The 15,244-nt window shown below is 69.0% G+C and carries 16 protein-coding genes; 8 read left to right on the forward strand and 8 right to left on the reverse strand.

Features of this window, described 5'->3' with window-relative positions; all coding sequences use genetic code 11:
- The first annotated feature begins 1 nt into the window (after window position 1).
- On the forward strand, window positions 2-391 hold the full coding sequence (tatB, locus tag EL338_RS05815) for a Sec-independent protein translocase protein TatB (RefSeq protein ID WP_126332861.1): 390 nt from the start codon (window positions 2-4) through the stop codon (window positions 389-391).
- A gap of 10 nt (window positions 392-401) precedes the next feature.
- Here tatB and EL338_RS05820 read toward each other — a convergent pair whose 3' ends face one another.
- From EL338_RS05820 to EL338_RS05835, 4 genes are all read right to left on the reverse strand, one after another.
- Window positions 402-1,544 (reverse strand): Mrp/NBP35 family ATP-binding protein, encoded by a 1,143-nt coding sequence (locus tag EL338_RS05820; RefSeq protein ID WP_126332862.1) that lies wholly within the window; start codon window positions 1,542-1,544, stop codon window positions 402-404.
- Between the two features lie 80 nt (window positions 1,545-1,624).
- Window positions 1,625-2,935, reverse strand: a complete 1,311-nt coding sequence (locus EL338_RS05825) for a lytic transglycosylase domain-containing protein (protein WP_126332863.1) — start codon at window positions 2,933-2,935, stop codon at window positions 1,625-1,627.
- A gap of 103 nt (window positions 2,936-3,038) precedes the next feature.
- Window positions 3,039-3,590 (reverse strand): DUF1003 domain-containing protein, encoded by a 552-nt coding sequence (locus tag EL338_RS05830; RefSeq protein ID WP_126332864.1) that lies wholly within the window; start codon window positions 3,588-3,590, stop codon window positions 3,039-3,041.
- Window positions 3,587-4,873 carry a magnesium transporter MgtE N-terminal domain-containing protein gene (locus tag EL338_RS05835; protein ID WP_126332865.1) on the reverse strand — a complete coding sequence of 429 codons (1,287 nt, stop codon included), beginning with the start codon at window positions 4,871-4,873 and terminating at the stop codon, window positions 3,587-3,589. The genes EL338_RS05830 and EL338_RS05835 overlap by 4 nt, the downstream gene beginning before the upstream one ends.
- A gap of 111 nt (window positions 4,874-4,984) precedes the next feature.
- Between EL338_RS05835 and EL338_RS05840 the strand changes: the two genes are divergently transcribed.
- Window positions 4,985-5,881, forward strand: coding sequence for an HpcH/HpaI aldolase/citrate lyase family protein (locus EL338_RS05840; protein WP_126332866.1), 897 nt, complete (start codon window positions 4,985-4,987; stop codon window positions 5,879-5,881).
- Window positions 5,882-5,903: 22 nt separating this feature from the next.
- On the opposite strand, the gene EL338_RS05845 is transcribed toward EL338_RS05840, so the two are convergent.
- Window positions 5,904-6,461: a DUF4190 domain-containing protein gene (locus EL338_RS05845; RefSeq protein WP_126332867.1), complete on the reverse strand. Its 558-nt coding sequence runs from the start codon at window positions 6,459-6,461 to the stop codon at window positions 5,904-5,906.
- 4 nt (window positions 6,462-6,465) lie between these two features.
- Window positions 6,466-6,819 carry a DUF4190 domain-containing protein gene (locus tag EL338_RS05850; protein WP_126332868.1) on the reverse strand — a complete coding sequence of 118 codons (354 nt, stop codon included), beginning with the start codon at window positions 6,817-6,819 and terminating at the stop codon, window positions 6,466-6,468.
- 135 nt (window positions 6,820-6,954) lie between these two features.
- Here EL338_RS05850 and EL338_RS05855 point away from each other — a divergent pair, with 135 nt between their 5' ends.
- The 6 genes from EL338_RS05855 to EL338_RS05880 all read left to right on the forward strand — a co-directional run bounded on the left by EL338_RS05855 (window position 6,955) and on the right by EL338_RS05880 (window position 12,584).
- Window positions 6,955-7,482, forward strand: a complete 528-nt coding sequence (locus EL338_RS05855; RefSeq protein ID WP_126332869.1) for a general stress protein — start codon at window positions 6,955-6,957, stop codon at window positions 7,480-7,482.
- Window positions 7,483-7,616: 134 nt separating this feature from the next.
- Window positions 7,617-9,047, forward strand: a complete 1,431-nt coding sequence (locus EL338_RS05860; protein WP_126332870.1) for an extracellular solute-binding protein — start codon at window positions 7,617-7,619, stop codon at window positions 9,045-9,047.
- Window positions 9,044-9,958 (forward strand): carbohydrate ABC transporter permease, encoded by a 915-nt coding sequence (locus EL338_RS05865; protein ID WP_126332871.1) that lies wholly within the window; start codon window positions 9,044-9,046, stop codon window positions 9,956-9,958. Before EL338_RS05860 ends, EL338_RS05865 begins: the two co-directional genes overlap by 4 nt.
- Window positions 9,959-9,970: 12 nt before the next feature.
- Window positions 9,971-10,804, forward strand: a complete 834-nt coding sequence (locus EL338_RS05870) for a carbohydrate ABC transporter permease (protein ID WP_179967253.1) — start codon at window positions 9,971-9,973, stop codon at window positions 10,802-10,804.
- Window positions 10,805-10,806: 2 nt separating this feature from the next.
- Window positions 10,807-11,994 carry an ABC transporter ATP-binding protein gene (locus EL338_RS05875; protein WP_126332873.1) on the forward strand — a complete coding sequence of 396 codons (1,188 nt, stop codon included), beginning with the start codon at window positions 10,807-10,809 and terminating at the stop codon, window positions 11,992-11,994.
- Complete coding sequence (locus tag EL338_RS05880; RefSeq protein ID WP_126332874.1) at window positions 11,991-12,584, forward strand: suppressor of fused domain protein; 594 nt, start codon at window positions 11,991-11,993, stop codon at window positions 12,582-12,584. The genes EL338_RS05875 and EL338_RS05880 overlap by 4 nt, the downstream gene beginning before the upstream one ends.
- A gap of 71 nt (window positions 12,585-12,655) precedes the next feature.
- On the opposite strand, the gene EL338_RS05885 is transcribed toward EL338_RS05880, so the two are convergent.
- Window positions 12,656-13,714, reverse strand: coding sequence for an IS110 family RNA-guided transposase (locus tag EL338_RS05885; RefSeq protein ID WP_126332096.1), 1,059 nt, complete (start codon window positions 13,712-13,714; stop codon window positions 12,656-12,658).
- Between the two features lie 316 nt (window positions 13,715-14,030).
- Window positions 14,031-15,128, reverse strand: coding sequence for a magnesium/cobalt transporter CorA (gene corA / locus EL338_RS05890; RefSeq protein ID WP_126332875.1), 1,098 nt, complete (start codon window positions 15,126-15,128; stop codon window positions 14,031-14,033).
- Between the last annotated feature and the right edge of the window lie 116 nt (window positions 15,129-15,244).

Raw genomic sequence — 15,244 nt, forward strand, 5'->3', positions numbered from 1 at the left:
GATGTTCGCCAACGTCGGTTGGGCCGAGATGCTGGTGCTGGTGGTCATCGGCCTGGTGGTGCTCGGGCCCGAGCGGCTGCCCGGCGCCATCCGCTGGACGGGCACCGCGCTGCGGCAGGCCCGCGACTACGTCTCCGGTGCCACCAGCCAACTGCGCGAGGACTTCGGCCCGGAGTTCGAGGAATTCCGCGAGCCGCTGAGCGAACTGAACAAGCTGCGCGGGATGACGCCGCGCGCCGCGATCACCAAACACCTTCTCGACGGCGACGATTCGATCTTCACCGGCAAGTTCGACGGGTCCGAGCCGCGACCGCAACCGCAACCGCCGAGCGTGGAGCCGTCGACCCCGGCGCCGCAGCGACCGACCAAGTTCGACCCCGACGCCACCTGATCGCGGGCGGTTATCCGCGGCGGGCGGTGTCCAGGCCCAACGACATCCCGGCCAGCCCACGCTTGCGCGCGGACAGCGCGTCGGCGATGGACTGCAGTTGTTTGCCGGCCGCCGAATCGGGCGCCGAGAGCACCAGCGGAATCCCGGTGTCGCCGGCGGTCACCAGCGCCGGGTCCAGTGGCACCTGGCCCAGCAGGGGCACGTCGGCGCCCACTGACCGCGACAGGCTCTCGGCGACCTGCTGGCCGCCGCCCTCGCCGAACACGGCCATGGTGCTGCCGTCGGGCAACACCAGCCCGGACATGTTCTCCACCACGCCGACCACCCGCTGCCGGGTCTGCAACGCGATGGCGCCCGCGCGCTCGGCCACCTCGGCGGCCGCGAGTTGCGGGGTGGTCACCACCAGGATCTCGGCGGTGGGGATCAACTGGGCCACCGAGATGGCCACGTCGCCGGTGCCCGGCGGCAGGTCGAGCAGCAGCACATCCAGATCGCCCCAGTACACGTCGGCCAGGAACTGCTGTAGCGCGCGGTGCAGCATTGGCCCGCGCCACACGACGGGCGTGTTGCCCTGGGTGAACTGGGCGATCGAGATCAGCTTCACGTTGTGCGCCACGGGCGGCACGATCATGGAGTCGACCTGCACGGGCCGGTCGTCGGTGCCCATCATGCGCGGCACCGAGTGCCCGTAGATGTCGGCGTCGACCAGGCCGACCGACATCCCGCGCGCGGCCATGGCCGCCGCGAGGTTGACGGTGACGCTGGATTTGCCGACGCCGCCCTTGCCGGAGGCCACGGCGTAGACCCGGGTCAGCGAGTTCGGCTGGGCGAACGGGATCACCGGCTCGGCGGAGTCGCCGCGCAGTTGCTTGCGCAACTCGGCGCGCTGCTCGTCGTTCATCACGTCGAGGCTGACGGTCACCGGGCCGGTGCCGGGCACGTCGGCCGCGGCGCGGGTGACCATGTCGCTGATCTCGGACTTCTTCGGACACGCCGCGGTGGTCAGGTAGATCTCGATGTGGACGGCCGCGTCGGCGCCCACATCGATGCTTTTCACCATGCCGATTTCGGTGATCGGCCGGCGGAGTTCCGGATCGATCACCTTGGCCAGTGCGGAGCGCACCGCCGCCACGAGTTCAGGACTGTCAGTCATCACCGACGAGTCTAGGCCGACGGGAAAGTACCGCTCCTACCGCTGGTCGGCGGGACGCTCTTTTCGACGCTGACGCGGGATCAGGCGGCCGGGCCGGGGGCGGGGCCCAGCGGGGTCGCGGGGTCGGGCGCGCCCGGCGCGGGCAAGCCCGGTGCCGGCGGCGCGGGCGCCATCCACGGCGGGGTGAACGGGGCGGGAGCCGGCGGTGCGGCGGGCGGCGGCGGGGCCATCCACGGCGGCGCGAACGGTGCCGGCGCCGCCGGTGTCGACGCCGGGGCAGGCGGACGCTTCTCGCTGAGGCAGAACACCTGGCACGGGGCGGAGCCGGGCGTGCCGGGCAGCGACTCGGGTCCGGGCGGCACGGGCAGCTGGTTGGCGACGTCGGTCTGGGCCAGCACCGGGTTGCGGGCCAGCGGATCGGTCGCCGGCAGGGACTGCACGGTGCCCGGGATGTCCGGTCCGAGGCCCTTGAAGACGTTGACGTGCTGGGCGACGCTCACCGCCGGGATGGGGCCGTTGATCGGGGGCAGATCCACCGGCGCGACGCCCGTGGCGTAGGCGGCCGCCCAGCCGAGGACGTTGCGGGCGTAGGCCATCGAGTTGTTGTAGCGCAGGATCGCGGTGAGCACCTGATCCTGGTCGCGCAGGTTCATGTTGCCGCTGCACAGGTAGCGCGCGGCGGCCAGGGTGGCGTCGTAGATGTTCTGCGGGTCGGCCTCGCCGTCGCCGTCGCCGTCGGAGGCGTACCGCGACCACGTGCCGGGCAGGAACTGCATCGGGCCCATCGCCCGCGCGTAGGTGACGCGGCCGGCCTGCACGCTCTGCACGATGATCTCGTTGCCGGGCAGGGTGCCGTCCAGCGCGGGCCCGTAGATCGGCTTGACCGGGTTGCCGCGGGTGTCGGTGGCGCCGCCGTTGGCGTGCCCGGATTCGATGCGGCCGATGCCGGCCAGCAGGTTCCAGCTCACGCCGCACGCGGGCAGCGCGCGGGTCATCATGGCTTCGGCGTTGCGGTAGGCGCTCAGCGCGATCGACGGGATGCGCAGCGCGCCGGGCGCGGTGACCACTGCGGCGGGCGGCGGCGCGGAGGTGGAGCCCGCGGCGACGCTGAAGCTCGTCACCGGCCGGGCCACCGCGACCACGGTGGGTCCGGAGGTGTCCAGGGGCGTGGGTGCGACGGCCACCATGGGCGTGACGTCGGTGTTGGCGACCTCGGCGGGTGCCGGGGCGGGCGCAGGTCCGGAGGCGCCGACGGCGGCGGCCAGCACCAGCGGGGTGATGACGGCGACGCCGAGAGCCGGTGAGCGGGTAGCGCGAGCTACCCGATTGCGCGCAGAACTCAGCGCCGTCACCAGGGCCGGGTGTGCACCCGAGCCGCCCCCTATGCGCACTCGACCGTCCTCTGTGGCTTTCGTAGCTTGCCGTTTTCGTCCAAGCCTGGACTTGTGAACCAAGTCACCATACCTAGTCTTATGGCCGCTGTGGCAACAATGGTCACGCTTGCCCGTCCCGTTGCTGTTTGGGGCCGCGCCGCTCGGCCCCGTCGCCCTTGCGCGGCTTCGACTTCTCCGCCTTGTCGACGACCGCGGGCTGCAGGGCCTCGAGCAGTTCGCGCAGCTCGTCGATCTCCTTGCGGAAGTAGTCGCGGGTGACGCCCTCGCCGACCGCCAGGCGCAGCGCGGCGAGCTCGCGGGCCAGGTACTCGGTATCGGCCTTGGTCTGTTGGGCGCGGCGCCGATCCTCCTCCAGCGACACCCGGTCGCGGTTCTCCTGGCGGTTCTGCGCCAGCAGGATCAGCGGGGCCGCATACGCCGCCTGGGTCGAGAACGCCAGGTTGAGCAGGATGAACGGGTACGGATCCCACTGCCAGGCGAATGCGCCGAGGTTCAGCGCGATCCAGACGATGACGATGATCGTCTGCCACATCAGGTAGCGGCCGGTGCCCAGGTAGCGGGCGATGGACTCGCTGAACTTGCCGACGGCCTCGGCGTCGACGTTGAACCGGGGCCGCCGCGAGACGCGGGGGGTGTCCAGCCGGTTGCTCACTGCGCCGCATCCAGTTCCGGCTCGTCGGCGCTGGCGCGCCAGTCGTGCGGCAGCAGATGGTCGAGCACGTCGTCGACGCTGACCGCGCCCAGCAAATGCCCCGCCTCGTCGACGACGGGGCCGCACACCAGGTTGAAGGCGGCGAAGTAGCGGGTGAGCGCCGACAGCGACATGTCGGGAGCCAGCGCGGGCAGGTCGTCGTCGAGGATCCCGCTGACCAGCGCCGCGGGTGGCTCCCGGAGCAGCCGCTGCAGGTGCACGCCGCCGAGGTAGTGCCCGGTGGGGGTCGCGGTCGGCGGCCGCACCACGAACACCAGCGATGCCAGCGCCGGGGTCAGGTCGGGGTCGCGCACCCGGGCCAGCGCCTCGGCCACGGTGGTGTCGGTGGCCAGCACCACCGGCTCGGAGGTCATCAGACCGCCGGCGGTGTCGGGGGAGTGCTGCAGCAGCCGTCGCACCGGGTCGGAGTCCTCGGGATCCATCCGGGCCAGCAGCAGCTCGGCCTCGGTCGGATTGAGTTCGCCGAGCACGTCGGCGGCGTCGTCGGGGTCCATGGCCTCGAGGACTTCGACCGCGCGCTTGGTGCCCAGTGTCTGCAACACCTCGACCTGCTCGTCCTGGGAAAACTCCTGCAGGATGTCGGCCAGCCGCTCGTCGTCGAGGGCGTTGACCACCTCCATGCGCCGCTTCTGCGGCAGCTCGCGCATGGCGTCGGCCACCTTGATCGGACGCTGCCCCTCGAACTGGTGCAGCAGCTGGGCGACGCCCTGGCCGGGCATCGACAGCGCCGACGGGGTCAGGCCGGAGACGTTCTGCCAGTCCACCACGTAGACGTTGCTGCGCCGGCCCAGGCGACGGTGGTTGCGCACGGCGACGCGGGTGACCAGCCAGTCGCGGGAGCGGATCTGCTCGATCCCGAGGTCGACGACGTTGAGATCCGTGCCGGCCAGCTCCTCGAGTTCGGGGTCGTTGACCCGCACCCGGGTGTCGAGCACCTGGCCGAGCACCAGCGCCTCGCCCGGACGCTGGGCGAACCGGCGCAGCGACACGTTGCCGGTGGTGAGCGTGACGGCGTGCGGTTCGATGGCGGTGACCCGCAGGATCGGGACGAAAATCCTTCGGCGCGTGGGTAGTTCGACGACGAGGCCGATGACGCGGGGCTGCTGGCGGACGATGCTGATGCTGACCACGACATCGCGCACCCGCCCCAGCGACTCACCGTCGGGTCCCAATACCACCAACCCGGCGAGCCGTGCTGCGTACACCCTGTTCACCGCCGCCATAGCTCAAAGGGTAGGAGTGGAACCGTGAACAGCGCGCATCGACCCGGCATAGAAGACCAACTGGTTCGCCCGAGGAGGACCTGTCTGTCGGTCCCCGGCAGCAGTCGCAAGATGATCGACAAGGCCAAGGGCCTGCCCGCCGACGAAGTGTTCCTCGACCTGGAGGACGCCGTCGCCCCCGACGCCAAGGGGCAGGCGCGCGTCGAGGTGGCCGCCGCGCTGGCCGAGCCGGGCTGGGGCAACCAGCTGCGTGGCGTGCGGGTCAACGACTGGACGACGCCCTGGACCCACGCCGATCTCATCGAGGTGGTGGCCGCCGCCGGCGCGCAGCTGGACGTGGTGGTGCTGCCCAAGGTCACCGACGTCTCCCACATCACCGCGCTCGACCTGCTGCTGACGCAGCTCGAACACACCCACGGCCTGCCCGTCGGCAAGATCGGCATCGACGCGCAGATCGAGGATGCCCGCGGGTTGACCAACATCAACGACATCGCGGCGCACCCGCGGGTGCACGCGCTGGTGCTCGGGCCGGCCGACCTGATGGCGAGCCTGAACATGCGCACCTTGGTCGTCGGTGAACAGCCCGAGGGCTACACCGAGGGCGACGCGTACCACCACGTGCTGATGACCATCCTGGTGGCGGCCCGCACGCACGGCGTCGCCGCGATCGACGGCCCGTACCTGAAAGTGCGCGACGTGGAGGCGTTCCGCCGGGTCGCCGGTCGCTGCGCGGCGCTGGGGTACGACGGGAAATGGGTGTTGCACCCGGATCAGATCGCCGCCGGCAACGAGATCTTCAGCCCGCGCCAGGCCGATTACGACCACGCCGAGCTGATCCTGGAGGCCTACGAGTGGCACACCTCGCTGGCCGGGGGAGCCCGCGGCGCGGTGATGCTCGGCGACGAGATGATCGACGAGGCCAGCCGCAAGATGGCGCTGGTGATCGCGGGCAAGGGTCGTGCGGCTGGCATGCAACGCCAGGCCGAACCGTTCTCACCGCCGAAATAGCCTGCGCCGCAGGCGGTTATTGCTAGGGCGACCAGTTCTCGCCGGAAACGCCGATCGCCACCCCCACCATGAACAGCACGATCAACAGCACCACGGTGATGGCCCCGATGACAATGCCGGCGATGGCCATGCCGCGGCCCTGCTGATGGGTCTGGCGGATCTGGTTGAGCGCGGCGATGCCGAGCACGATGCCGACGACGGGCAGAAAACCGCCGAGGCAGCAGAACAAACTCAGCAGCGCGCCGATGATCGAGGTGACCAGCGACGCGGTGGCCAGGTTGTTGGTGCCCATCGGCACCGGCGGACCGTAGGGGTCGTACGGGGCGCCATACCCGCCGGGGTGGCCGCCGGGGTAGGCGCCGTAGCCGGGCGGACCCGGCGGTGGCGGCGGGTAGTCGCCCGGCGGCGGCGGCGGCGGATAGGCCCCGTACCCGGGCGGCGGCGGGGGATAGTCCGGCGGCGGCGCGTACGCGGGCGGGTCCGGATAACCCGAGGGGTAGTCGATCGGCGCGAAGGGGTCGGCGGGTTGCTGGGACTCGCCGCGGTTCGGGTCGTCCGGATTCGGGTTCGGGTTCGTCATGTCCTCATCGCATCGCGTAAATGGTCCAGATCAACCCGATGATCAGGGCGGTCACCCCCACGACGATGGCGGAGACCGCCAACCCGTAGCCGTTCTGCGGGGCCTGCTTGATCTGGTTGAGCGCCACGGTACCCAGCACGATGCCCACAATCGACAACACGCCACCGAAGTAGGGCAGGAAGCCCGCGATCGAGGACGCCATCGCGGCCACCGCCACCGGGTGGATCCCCGACCGGACCGGGGGCGGGCCGTAGTCGTAGCCGGGCACGGGTGGGGCGACGGGCGGCGGGAGGTCGGCCGGGGTCCACTCCTCGGGAATGTGCGGATCCGGGCGGGGGTCGCCGTCCGCGGCTGTCATGCTGTCAACCTAGCGTATCCGCAGGTCGAACGGGACAAACTGACCCGCGTGGCACCATTTGCGCCGCCGGATCGTTGACCGGCCAGACACCGGAATCGCTGACATCTGCGGCACCACAGAGGAGAATGAGCACCGATGACCAGTCCATTCCAGCCCGGTCCGGCCCCCGGCCCCGGTTCCGCCCAAGCCGGCGCCAGCCGGCGCGGCCCCATCAACCTGCCCACCCCGCCGAAGGGGTGGCCCATCGGCTCCTATCCCACCTACGCCGAGGCGCAGCGCGCCGTCGACTACCTGTCCGACCAGGAGTTCCCGGTCCAGCAGGTCACGATCGTCGGCGTCGATCTGATGCAGGTGGAGCGCGTCACCGGCCGGCTGTCCTGGCCCAAGGTGCTCGGCGGCGGCGTGCTGACCGGTGCGTGGCTGGGTATCTTCATCGGCCTGGTGCTGGGTTTCTTCAGCCCCAACCCGTGGGCGGCGCTGCTGACCGGCCTGGTCGCGGGCGTTTTCTTCGGCCTGATCACCTCGGCCATCCCGTACGCGATGGCCCGCGGCACCCGTGATTTCAGCTCGACGATGCAACTGGTGGCCGGGCGCTACGACGTGCTCTGCGACCCGCAGAACGCCGAGCGCGGACGGGACCTGCTGGCGCGCCTGACGATCTGAGCGCGCCCCGTCCGCGCCGAGGCGGAAATGCGACGCGCGTGCCACAAGTGTTGCGTGTCACGTGGGCCTACCTCTACGGTTCACGCGCGGGACTATCGGCGAAATGCGGAGGCGAGAGGCGGTGTGGGCGGTTGGTGGCAACACGCGCACGCTCGACGGGTCGGCGTGCCCGACTGAGAAGGCTCGGCGCCGGTACGCTCGCGGCCCTCACCGCGATCACCGGGGCCGCGGCCTGTAGCTCGCAGCCCGAGGGGCTGGTCGTCAGCTTCTACACCCCGGCCAGCGAGACCGCGACGTTCACCGCGGTGGCCAAGCGGTGCAATGAGCAACTCGACGGCCGCTTCCGGATCGAGCAGGTCAGCCTGCCCAAGGGCGCCGACGATCAGCGCCTGCAACTGGCCCGTCGGCTCACCGGCAACGACCGCACCCTGGACGTGATGGCGCTCGACGTGGTGTGGACCGCCGAGTTCGCCGAAGCCGGTTGGGCGGTACCGTTTTCCGAGGATCCCGCCGGTCAGGCCGAGGCCGACGCCACCGCCAACACCCTGCCGGGCCCGCTGGAGACCGCGAAGTGGCAGGGCGAGCTGTACGCCGCGCCGGTGACCACCAACACCCAGTTGCTCTGGTACCGGCCCGATTTGATGGCCGGCCCGCCGGCCACCTGGGACGGCATGGTCGCCGAGGCCACCCGGTTGCACGCCGCCGGCCAGCCCAGCTGGATCGCGGTGACGGCCAAGCAGTACGAGGGCCTGGTGGTGTGGTTCAACACACTGCTGGAAAGCGCCGGCGGACAGGTGCTTTCCGACGACGGCAAGACGGTGACCCTGACCGACACCGACGAGCACCGCGAGGCCACGGTCAAGGCCCTGTCGATCATGAAGGCCGTGGCGACTGCGCCCGGCGCGGACCCGTCGATCACCCAGACCGACGAGGGCACCGCCCGGCTGGCCCTCGAGCAGGGCAACGCCGCGCTGGAAGTCAACTGGCCGTTCGTCCTTCCGTCGATGTTGGAGAACGCGCTCAAGGGCGGGGTGTCGTTCCTCCCGCTCGACGAGCGACCCGAGTTGGCGAGCGCGATCAACGAGGTCGGCACGTTCTCGCCGACCGACGAGCAGTTCGAGGCCGCCTACGCCGAGAGCCAGAAGGTGTTCGGTTTCGCGCCGTATCCGGCGGTGCGCGAGGGGGAACCGGCCCGGGTCACCCTCGGCGGGCTCAACCTCGCCGTCGCCAAGACCACGCGGCACCCGGCGGAGGCGTTCGAGGCCATCCGCTGCATCCGTAACGAGGAGAACCAGCAGCTCACCTCGATCGAGGGGGGTCTGCCGGCGGTGCGTACCTCGCTGTACTCCGATCCGGCCTTCCAGGCGAAGTACCCGCAGTACGCGATCATCCAGGAGCAGCTGACCAATGCCGCGGTCCGCCCGGCCACCCCGCTGTACCAGGCGGTGTCGACCATGATCTCGGCGACGTTGGCGCCGATCACCGACATCGATCCGGAGCGCACGGCCGACGAACTCACCGAGCAGGTGCAGAAGGCGATCGACGGGAAGGGCCTGATCCCGTGACGATTACCGCCGAGGCGCCGTCGAAGCAGCTCAGCGACGATCGCAAAGCCGAACGCAAGCTCGCCTTCCTGCTGATCGCCCCGGCGGTCTTCCTGATGGTCGCGGTCACCGCGTATCCCATCGGCTACGCGGTGTGGCTGAGCCTGCAGCGCTACAACCTCGCCCAGCCCGACGACACGGCTTTCGTGGGCCTGAGCAACTACGTCACCGTCCTCACCGACGGCTACTGGTGGTCGGCGTTGGCGGTCACCTCCGCGGTCACCGTGATCTCGGTGGCGATCGAGTTCGCGCTCGGCCTGGCGCTGGCGCTGGTGATGCACCGCACCATTTTCGGAAAAGGCTTGGTGCGCACCGTCGTTCTGATCCCGTACGGCATCGTCACCGTCGCCGCCGCGTACAGCTGGTACTACGCCTGGACGCCGGGCACCGGCTATCTGGCCAACCTGCTGCCCGACGGGGCGGCGCCGCTGACCGAGCAGTGGCCGTCGCTGGCGGTGGTGATCCTCGCCGAGGTGTGGAAGACCACCCCGTTCATGGCGCTGCTGCTGCTGGCCGGCCTGGCGTTGGTGCCCGACGATCTGCTCAAGGCCGCCCAGGTGGACGGCGCCGGTCCGTGGCGGCGGCTGATCAGCATTATCCTGCCGATGATGAAGCCGGCGATCCTGGTGGCGCTGCTGTTCCGGACGCTGGACGCCTTCCGCATCTTCGACAACATCTACGTCCTGACCGCGGGCGCGAACAACACCGCCTCGGTCTCGATCCTCGGTTACGACAACCTGTTCAAGGGTTTCTCGATCGGGCTGGGGTCGGCGATCAGCGTGCTGGTCTTCATTTGTGTGGCGATCATCGCGTTCGTCTTCATCAAGTTGTTCGGCGCCTCGGCGCCGGGGGCAGACAGCGAGGGGCGCTAGGTGTCTGAGCGCGTGAGTCCGGGCCGGGCCACCCGGTGGGCCGTCGTCAACATCGTCGTGGTGATCTACGCACTGCTGCCGGTGCTGTGGATCCTGTCGCTGTCGCTCAAGCCGACGTCGATGGTCAAGGACGGCAACCTCATCCCGACACAGATCACCTTCGACAACTATCGGGCGATCTTCAGCGGCGGCGCCACCAACATCTTCAACTCGGCGCTGATCAACTCCATCGGCATCGGCCTGATCACCACGGTGATCGCCGTCGTCATCGGCGGCATGGCGGCCTACGCGATCGCCCGACTGGACTTCCCCGGTAAGAAGCTGCTGGTGGGGATGGCGCTGTTGATCGCGATGTTCCCCCAGATCTCGCTGGTGACACCGCTTTTCAACATGTGGCGCAACATCGGCCTGTTCGACACCTGGGCCGGGCTGGTGATCCCGTACATCACCTTCGCGCTGCCGCTGGCCATCTACACGCTCTCGGCGTTCTTCCGGGAGATCCCGTGGGATCTGGAGAAGGCCGCCAAGATGGACGGCGCCACGCCCGCGCAGGCCTTCCGGCGGGTGATCGCGCCGCTGGCGGCCCCGGGCATCGTGACCGCGGCCATCCTGGTGTTCATCTTCGCCTGGAACGACCTGCTGCTCGCGTTGTCGCTGACCGCCACCAAGTCGGCCATCACCGCCCCGGTGGCGATCGCCAACTTCACCGGCAGTTCGCAATTCGAGGAACCGACGGGTTCGATTGCGGCCGGCGCGATGGTGATCACCATCCCGATCATTGTCTTTGTCCTGATCTTCCAACGGCGCATTGTCGCCGGCTTGACCTCCGGCGCGGTGAAAGGTTAGCGATGGCCGAGATCGTTCTCTCGCATGTGACCAAGAGTTACCCCGACGGCAAGGGTGTGCGCACCGCCGTCAAGGATCTGTCGATCACCATCGCCGACGGCGAGTTCATCATCCTCGTCGGGCCTTCCGGCTGCGGGAAGTCCACCACGCTGAACATGATCGCCGGCCTCGAGGACATCACCTCCGGCGAGCTGACCATCGGCGGCCAGCGGGTCAACGAGAAGGCCGCCAAGGACCGCGACATCGCCATGGTGTTCCAGTCCTACGCGCTCTACCCGCACATGACGGTGCGGCAGAACATCGCGTTCCCGCTGACGTTGGCCAAGCTGCCCAAGGCCGAGATCACCAAGAAGGTCGAGGAGACCGCCAAGGTTCTCGACCTCACCGACTTCCTGGATCGCAAGCCGTCGCAGCTCTCCGGCGGTCAGCGCCAGCGCGTCGCCATGGGGCGCGCGATCGTGCGTGATCCCAAGGCGTTCCTGATGGACGAGCCGCTGTCGAACCTCGACGCCAAGCTGCGGGTGCAGATGCGCGGTGAGATCGCCCGGCTACAGCAGCGGCTCGGCACTACCACCGTCTACGTCACCCACGACCAGACCGAGGCGATGACGCTCGGCGACCGCGTGGTGGTGATGCGCGCCGGGGTGGCCCAGCAGATCGGTTCCCCCGACGAGCTGTACTCGCGGCCGGCGAACCTGTTCGTGGCCGGGTTCATCGGCTCCCCGTCGATGAACTTCCTGCCGGCGACCCTGACCCCGGTGGGCGTCGAATTGCCGTTCGGCGAGGTGACTTTGACCCAGGAACTGCTGGACAACATCGCCACGCATCCGACCCCGAAGAACGTCATCGTCGGTATCCGCCCGGAGCATTTCGAGGACGCCGCGCTGCTCGACGGCTACCAGCGCATCCGGGCGTTGACCTTCGACGTGAAGGCCGACCTGGTCGAATCGCTGGGTGCCGACAAGTACGTGTACTTCACCGTCTCCGGCGGCAGCGCGCACTCCGAGCAACTGGCCGAGCTGGCGGCCGAATCCGGCGCCGGCGCCAACGAATTCGTCGCCCGGGTGGCCACCGATTCGACGGCCACCGCCGGGTCGACGGTCAGCCTGGCCTTCGATTCGTCGAAGATCCTGGTGTTCGACGCGGACTCCGGGGTCAACCTGACGTTGCCCGCGCCGGGACGCGCGTGACCGCAGTCCTCGACGAGGTGCGCGCGCACGTGCGCGCGCACTTCGCCGCGACCGGCCTGGACGCCGAACCCGGCTCGGCCAGCGTGACTTTCCTGGGTGTCGAGCGCATCGAGGTGCTGCGCTTCGGGCCCGACGCCGACGGGGTGTTGCACTACGTGTCGCTGGGCTGTTCGCGTCACCCGATGGGGGACCCGGCGGCCGTGGCCGCCGACCCGGTGCGCGGCCCACGCGCCGAAGTCGTTGTCAGCCTGCGTAATACGACGCCGACCCCCGGCATCGCCCGGACGGTGGCGCTGCTGGCGGCCACCCCGGCCGTCGACGGTCTGGTGTTGGTCGAGGACGCGCTGATCGACCTGGGGTCGTCGCTGTGGGCGCAGCAGCCCGGGCATGCCCCGCTGTCTGCGGTGCTGCTGGGTCCGGGCTCGATCGACGAGCTGGCGCTGGCGGCGCCGATGGAGCCGGTCCGGTTCCTGGCCGCCACCCCGATCTCGGCCAACGAGGCGGCGTGGGTGCGGCTCAAGGGCGTCGAGGAGTTGCGCGGCACCTGGGCCCAGGACGGCACCGACATCCTCGACCCCGCCCGCGTCTGACCCCTTCCCCGCCACCGCGAGTTCCCTTTACCGCGAGGGTGCTGGGGCTCAGCGCGAGCATTGCTCCTATGTCAAGCGGCGGCGGTTTGGTGGGTGTGGTGTCGTGATTGTTCGTCGGCGTGGAGGCGGTTGTAGACGACTCGTGCCAGGCGTCGTTTGAGGCAGCGCAGTGCCTCGGCTTTGGTTTTGCCGTCCTGGTCGATGCGTTTGCGGTAGTAGGTCTGGCCGGGGCTGTCGGCTAGGCGGGTCTGGGTGAGGGCGATGCGGTAGAGGGCGGCGTTGAGTTGTCGGTTGCCTGCTCTGCTCAGACGTACCCGGCCGGCGGTGTTGCCTGACCAGACCGGGATGGGGGCGGTGCCGGTGTGGCAGGCGAACGCGGCTTCGTTTTTGAAGCGGGTGATGCCGGCGGTTTCGCCGACGATCTTGGCGGCGGTCAACTCGGCGCAGCCGGGCAGTGCCAGCAGCTGGGGGGCCACTGCCCGCACCGCGGTGCCGATGCGCTTCTCGAGTTCGTTGATGCTCAGGGTGAGCCGGATGATGTCACCGAGTTCGTCGGTGGCCAGCTCGGCGAGTAGCCCGTCGATGGTGGCCAGCCAGGCGGCCATGGCGGTCTGGGCTTTGGCGCGGGTGAGTGCTTTCTTCTTCAAGATTTGGGTGGGGTCGAGTTCGTGGATGCGGCCCAGCAGTCGGTTGATCGTCGAGGTGCGTTGGGCGACAAGGTCTTCGCGTCGATCGACGAGCAGTTTGAGTTCGCGGGAGACCTCGTCGTGAGCGGCTACGGGCAGATCCGGGTGGCGCAGGACTGCGCGGGCCACGGCCAGCGCGTCGATGGGGTCGGATTTGCCTTGGGTGCGTGCGCCGGCGCGTTCGTGGGCCATCAGCTTCGGTGCGACCCGCACGACCTTCTGACCCGCCGACAACAGGTCCCGCTCCAGGCGCGCTGATAGATTGCGGCAGTCTTCGATACCCCACAGCAGGTCCTCACCGAAGTTGGTCTTGGCCCAAGCCAACGCCTTGAGATGGCCTTCGGTGGTGGCGGGGACGGTCTTTTCTCCTGCTTTGCGGCCCCGGTCGTCGACGGCGACGAAGGTGTGGCTGCGCTTGTGTACATCGGCTCCAAGAACCACCATGGAGGTGCCTTCTTTCCTCAGATGTGGATGGGTAGAAGGTTGGGCCGGCCGGCGGACACATCTCAGTGGGGGCGATGCCACGCTCCTATCAAGTCACGCCGGTCGGTCCTTCCCACCTGATATCGGCACAATGCTCGCTAGCCAACCCCGAAGAGCAGCAGTGCGCGTCTGAGCCAGACACCAGGTGAGAAGAACCCAACCACCGCAACGCGGCAATCACCACAGTGACACTGAGGGCGCGTCCCCGGCCGACACGCCGCATTTTCCACGTAGTCTGCGCACCCTCGCGGCCAAGGTGACCTGGAACCACACCCTCCTAGAGCCAGTGGTTGCGCCGAAAGACGGCGTACAGCAGCGAACACACCGTCAGCATCAGCAGCAGCACCGCCGGATAAGCCCAGCGTTCGTCGAGTTCGGGCATGTACTCGAAGTTCATCCCGTACACGCCGGCGATCATCGTCGGGACCGCCGCGATGGCCACCCACGCCGAGATCTTGCGCATGTCTATGTTCTGCTGCACGCTCACCTTCGCCAACGCCGCGTGCACCAGCGAGGACAGCATCTCGTCGTAGCTGGCGATCCGGTCGGCGGCCTGGGTCTGGTGGTCCAGGACGTCGCGCATGTAGCGGACCAGCTCCTTGGACAGCAGATCCCGGTGCTCGGAGTTGATCCGTCCGAGTTCGACCGACAGCGGCGCCACGGCCCGCCGCAACTCCACCACCTCGCGCTTGAGCATGTAGATCTGCCCGATGTCGGTCTTGCTGGCGGGGGAGAACGTCTCCTCCTCGATCGCGTCGATGTCGACTTCCATCAGCGTGGTCACGTCGAGGTAGCTGTCGACGACGTGGTCGGCGATGGCGTGCATGACGGCGTAGGGGCCCAACGCCAGCTGCCGGGGCCGCTCCTCGAGCGACTTGCGCACGCCGGCCAATCCCGAATGGTCGCCGTGCCGCACGGTCACGACGAAGTCCGCACCCACGAACACCATGATCTCGCCGGTCTCGACGATCTCGCGGGTCAGCAGAACCGACTCGTGCTCAACGTAATTGACGGTCTTGAGCACCAGGAACAGCGTGTTGTCGTAGCGCTCGAGCTTGGGCCGCTGATGGGCGTGCACCGCGTCCTCGACGGCCAGCGGGTGGATGTCGAAAACCTCCGCCACCGAATGCATCTGGTGTTCATTGGGTTCGTGCAGGCCGATCCAGACGTAGGCCTTGCGGCCGGACTGCTCCAATTCCCGTGCCCGGCCGATCGCCGCGGCGTGGGTGAAATGACCCGGCAGGCGCTCGCCGTCCACGTAGACCGCGCAGTCGACCATCGCCCCGGAGACCGGGCGCGGGTAGCGTCGAGAGTCCGCGCCGCCGCCCCGGTTTGCCCCGCGCGCGGAGATCGACCCTGCTCGAAACGACGGCATGAGCAATCTTCCCTTCATCGCCGCGCGGACGCATCGGTGATGTTACGCGGCGCACCCTGATCGCCCCACCTCACGACCGGGGAACGGTGTCCGGTGAGGTTGTGCGGTGAAGTAAC

The sequence above is a fragment of the Mycolicibacterium chitae genome, from assembly GCF_900637205.1.
GTDB classification, from domain to species: Bacteria; Actinomycetota; Actinomycetes; order Mycobacteriales; family Mycobacteriaceae; genus Mycobacterium; species Mycobacterium chitae.

Excerpts from the sequence above, each read along its gene's own strand:
- EL338_RS05820 (WP_126332862.1), bottom strand. The coding sequence starts at position 1,544 with ATGACTGACAGTCCTGAACTCGTGGCGGCGGTGCGCTCCGCACTGGCC.
- EL338_RS05855 (WP_126332869.1), top strand. The coding sequence starts at position 6,955 with ATGACCAGTCCATTCCAGCCCGGTCCGGCCCCCGGCCCCGGTTCCGCC.
- tatB (WP_126332861.1), top strand. The coding sequence starts at position 2 with ATGTTCGCCAACGTCGGTTGGGCCGAGATGCTGGTGCTGGTGGTCATC.
- EL338_RS05875 (WP_126332873.1), top strand. The coding sequence starts at position 10,807 with ATGGCCGAGATCGTTCTCTCGCATGTGACCAAGAGTTACCCCGACGGC.
- EL338_RS05835 (WP_126332865.1), bottom strand. The coding sequence starts at position 4,873 with ATGGCGGCGGTGAACAGGGTGTACGCAGCACGGCTCGCCGGGTTGGTG.
- corA (WP_126332875.1), bottom strand. The coding sequence starts at position 15,128 with ATGCCGTCGTTTCGAGCAGGGTCGATCTCCGCGCGCGGGGCAAACCGG.
- EL338_RS05840 (WP_126332866.1), top strand. The coding sequence starts at position 4,985 with ATGATCGACAAGGCCAAGGGCCTGCCCGCCGACGAAGTGTTCCTCGAC.
- EL338_RS05885 (WP_126332096.1), bottom strand. The coding sequence starts at position 13,714 with ATGGTGGTTCTTGGAGCCGATGTACACAAGCGCAGCCACACCTTCGTC.
- EL338_RS05850 (WP_126332868.1), bottom strand. The coding sequence starts at position 6,819 with ATGACAGCCGCGGACGGCGACCCCCGCCCGGATCCGCACATTCCCGAG.
- EL338_RS05845 (WP_126332867.1), bottom strand. The coding sequence starts at position 6,461 with ATGACGAACCCGAACCCGAATCCGGACGACCCGAACCGCGGCGAGTCC.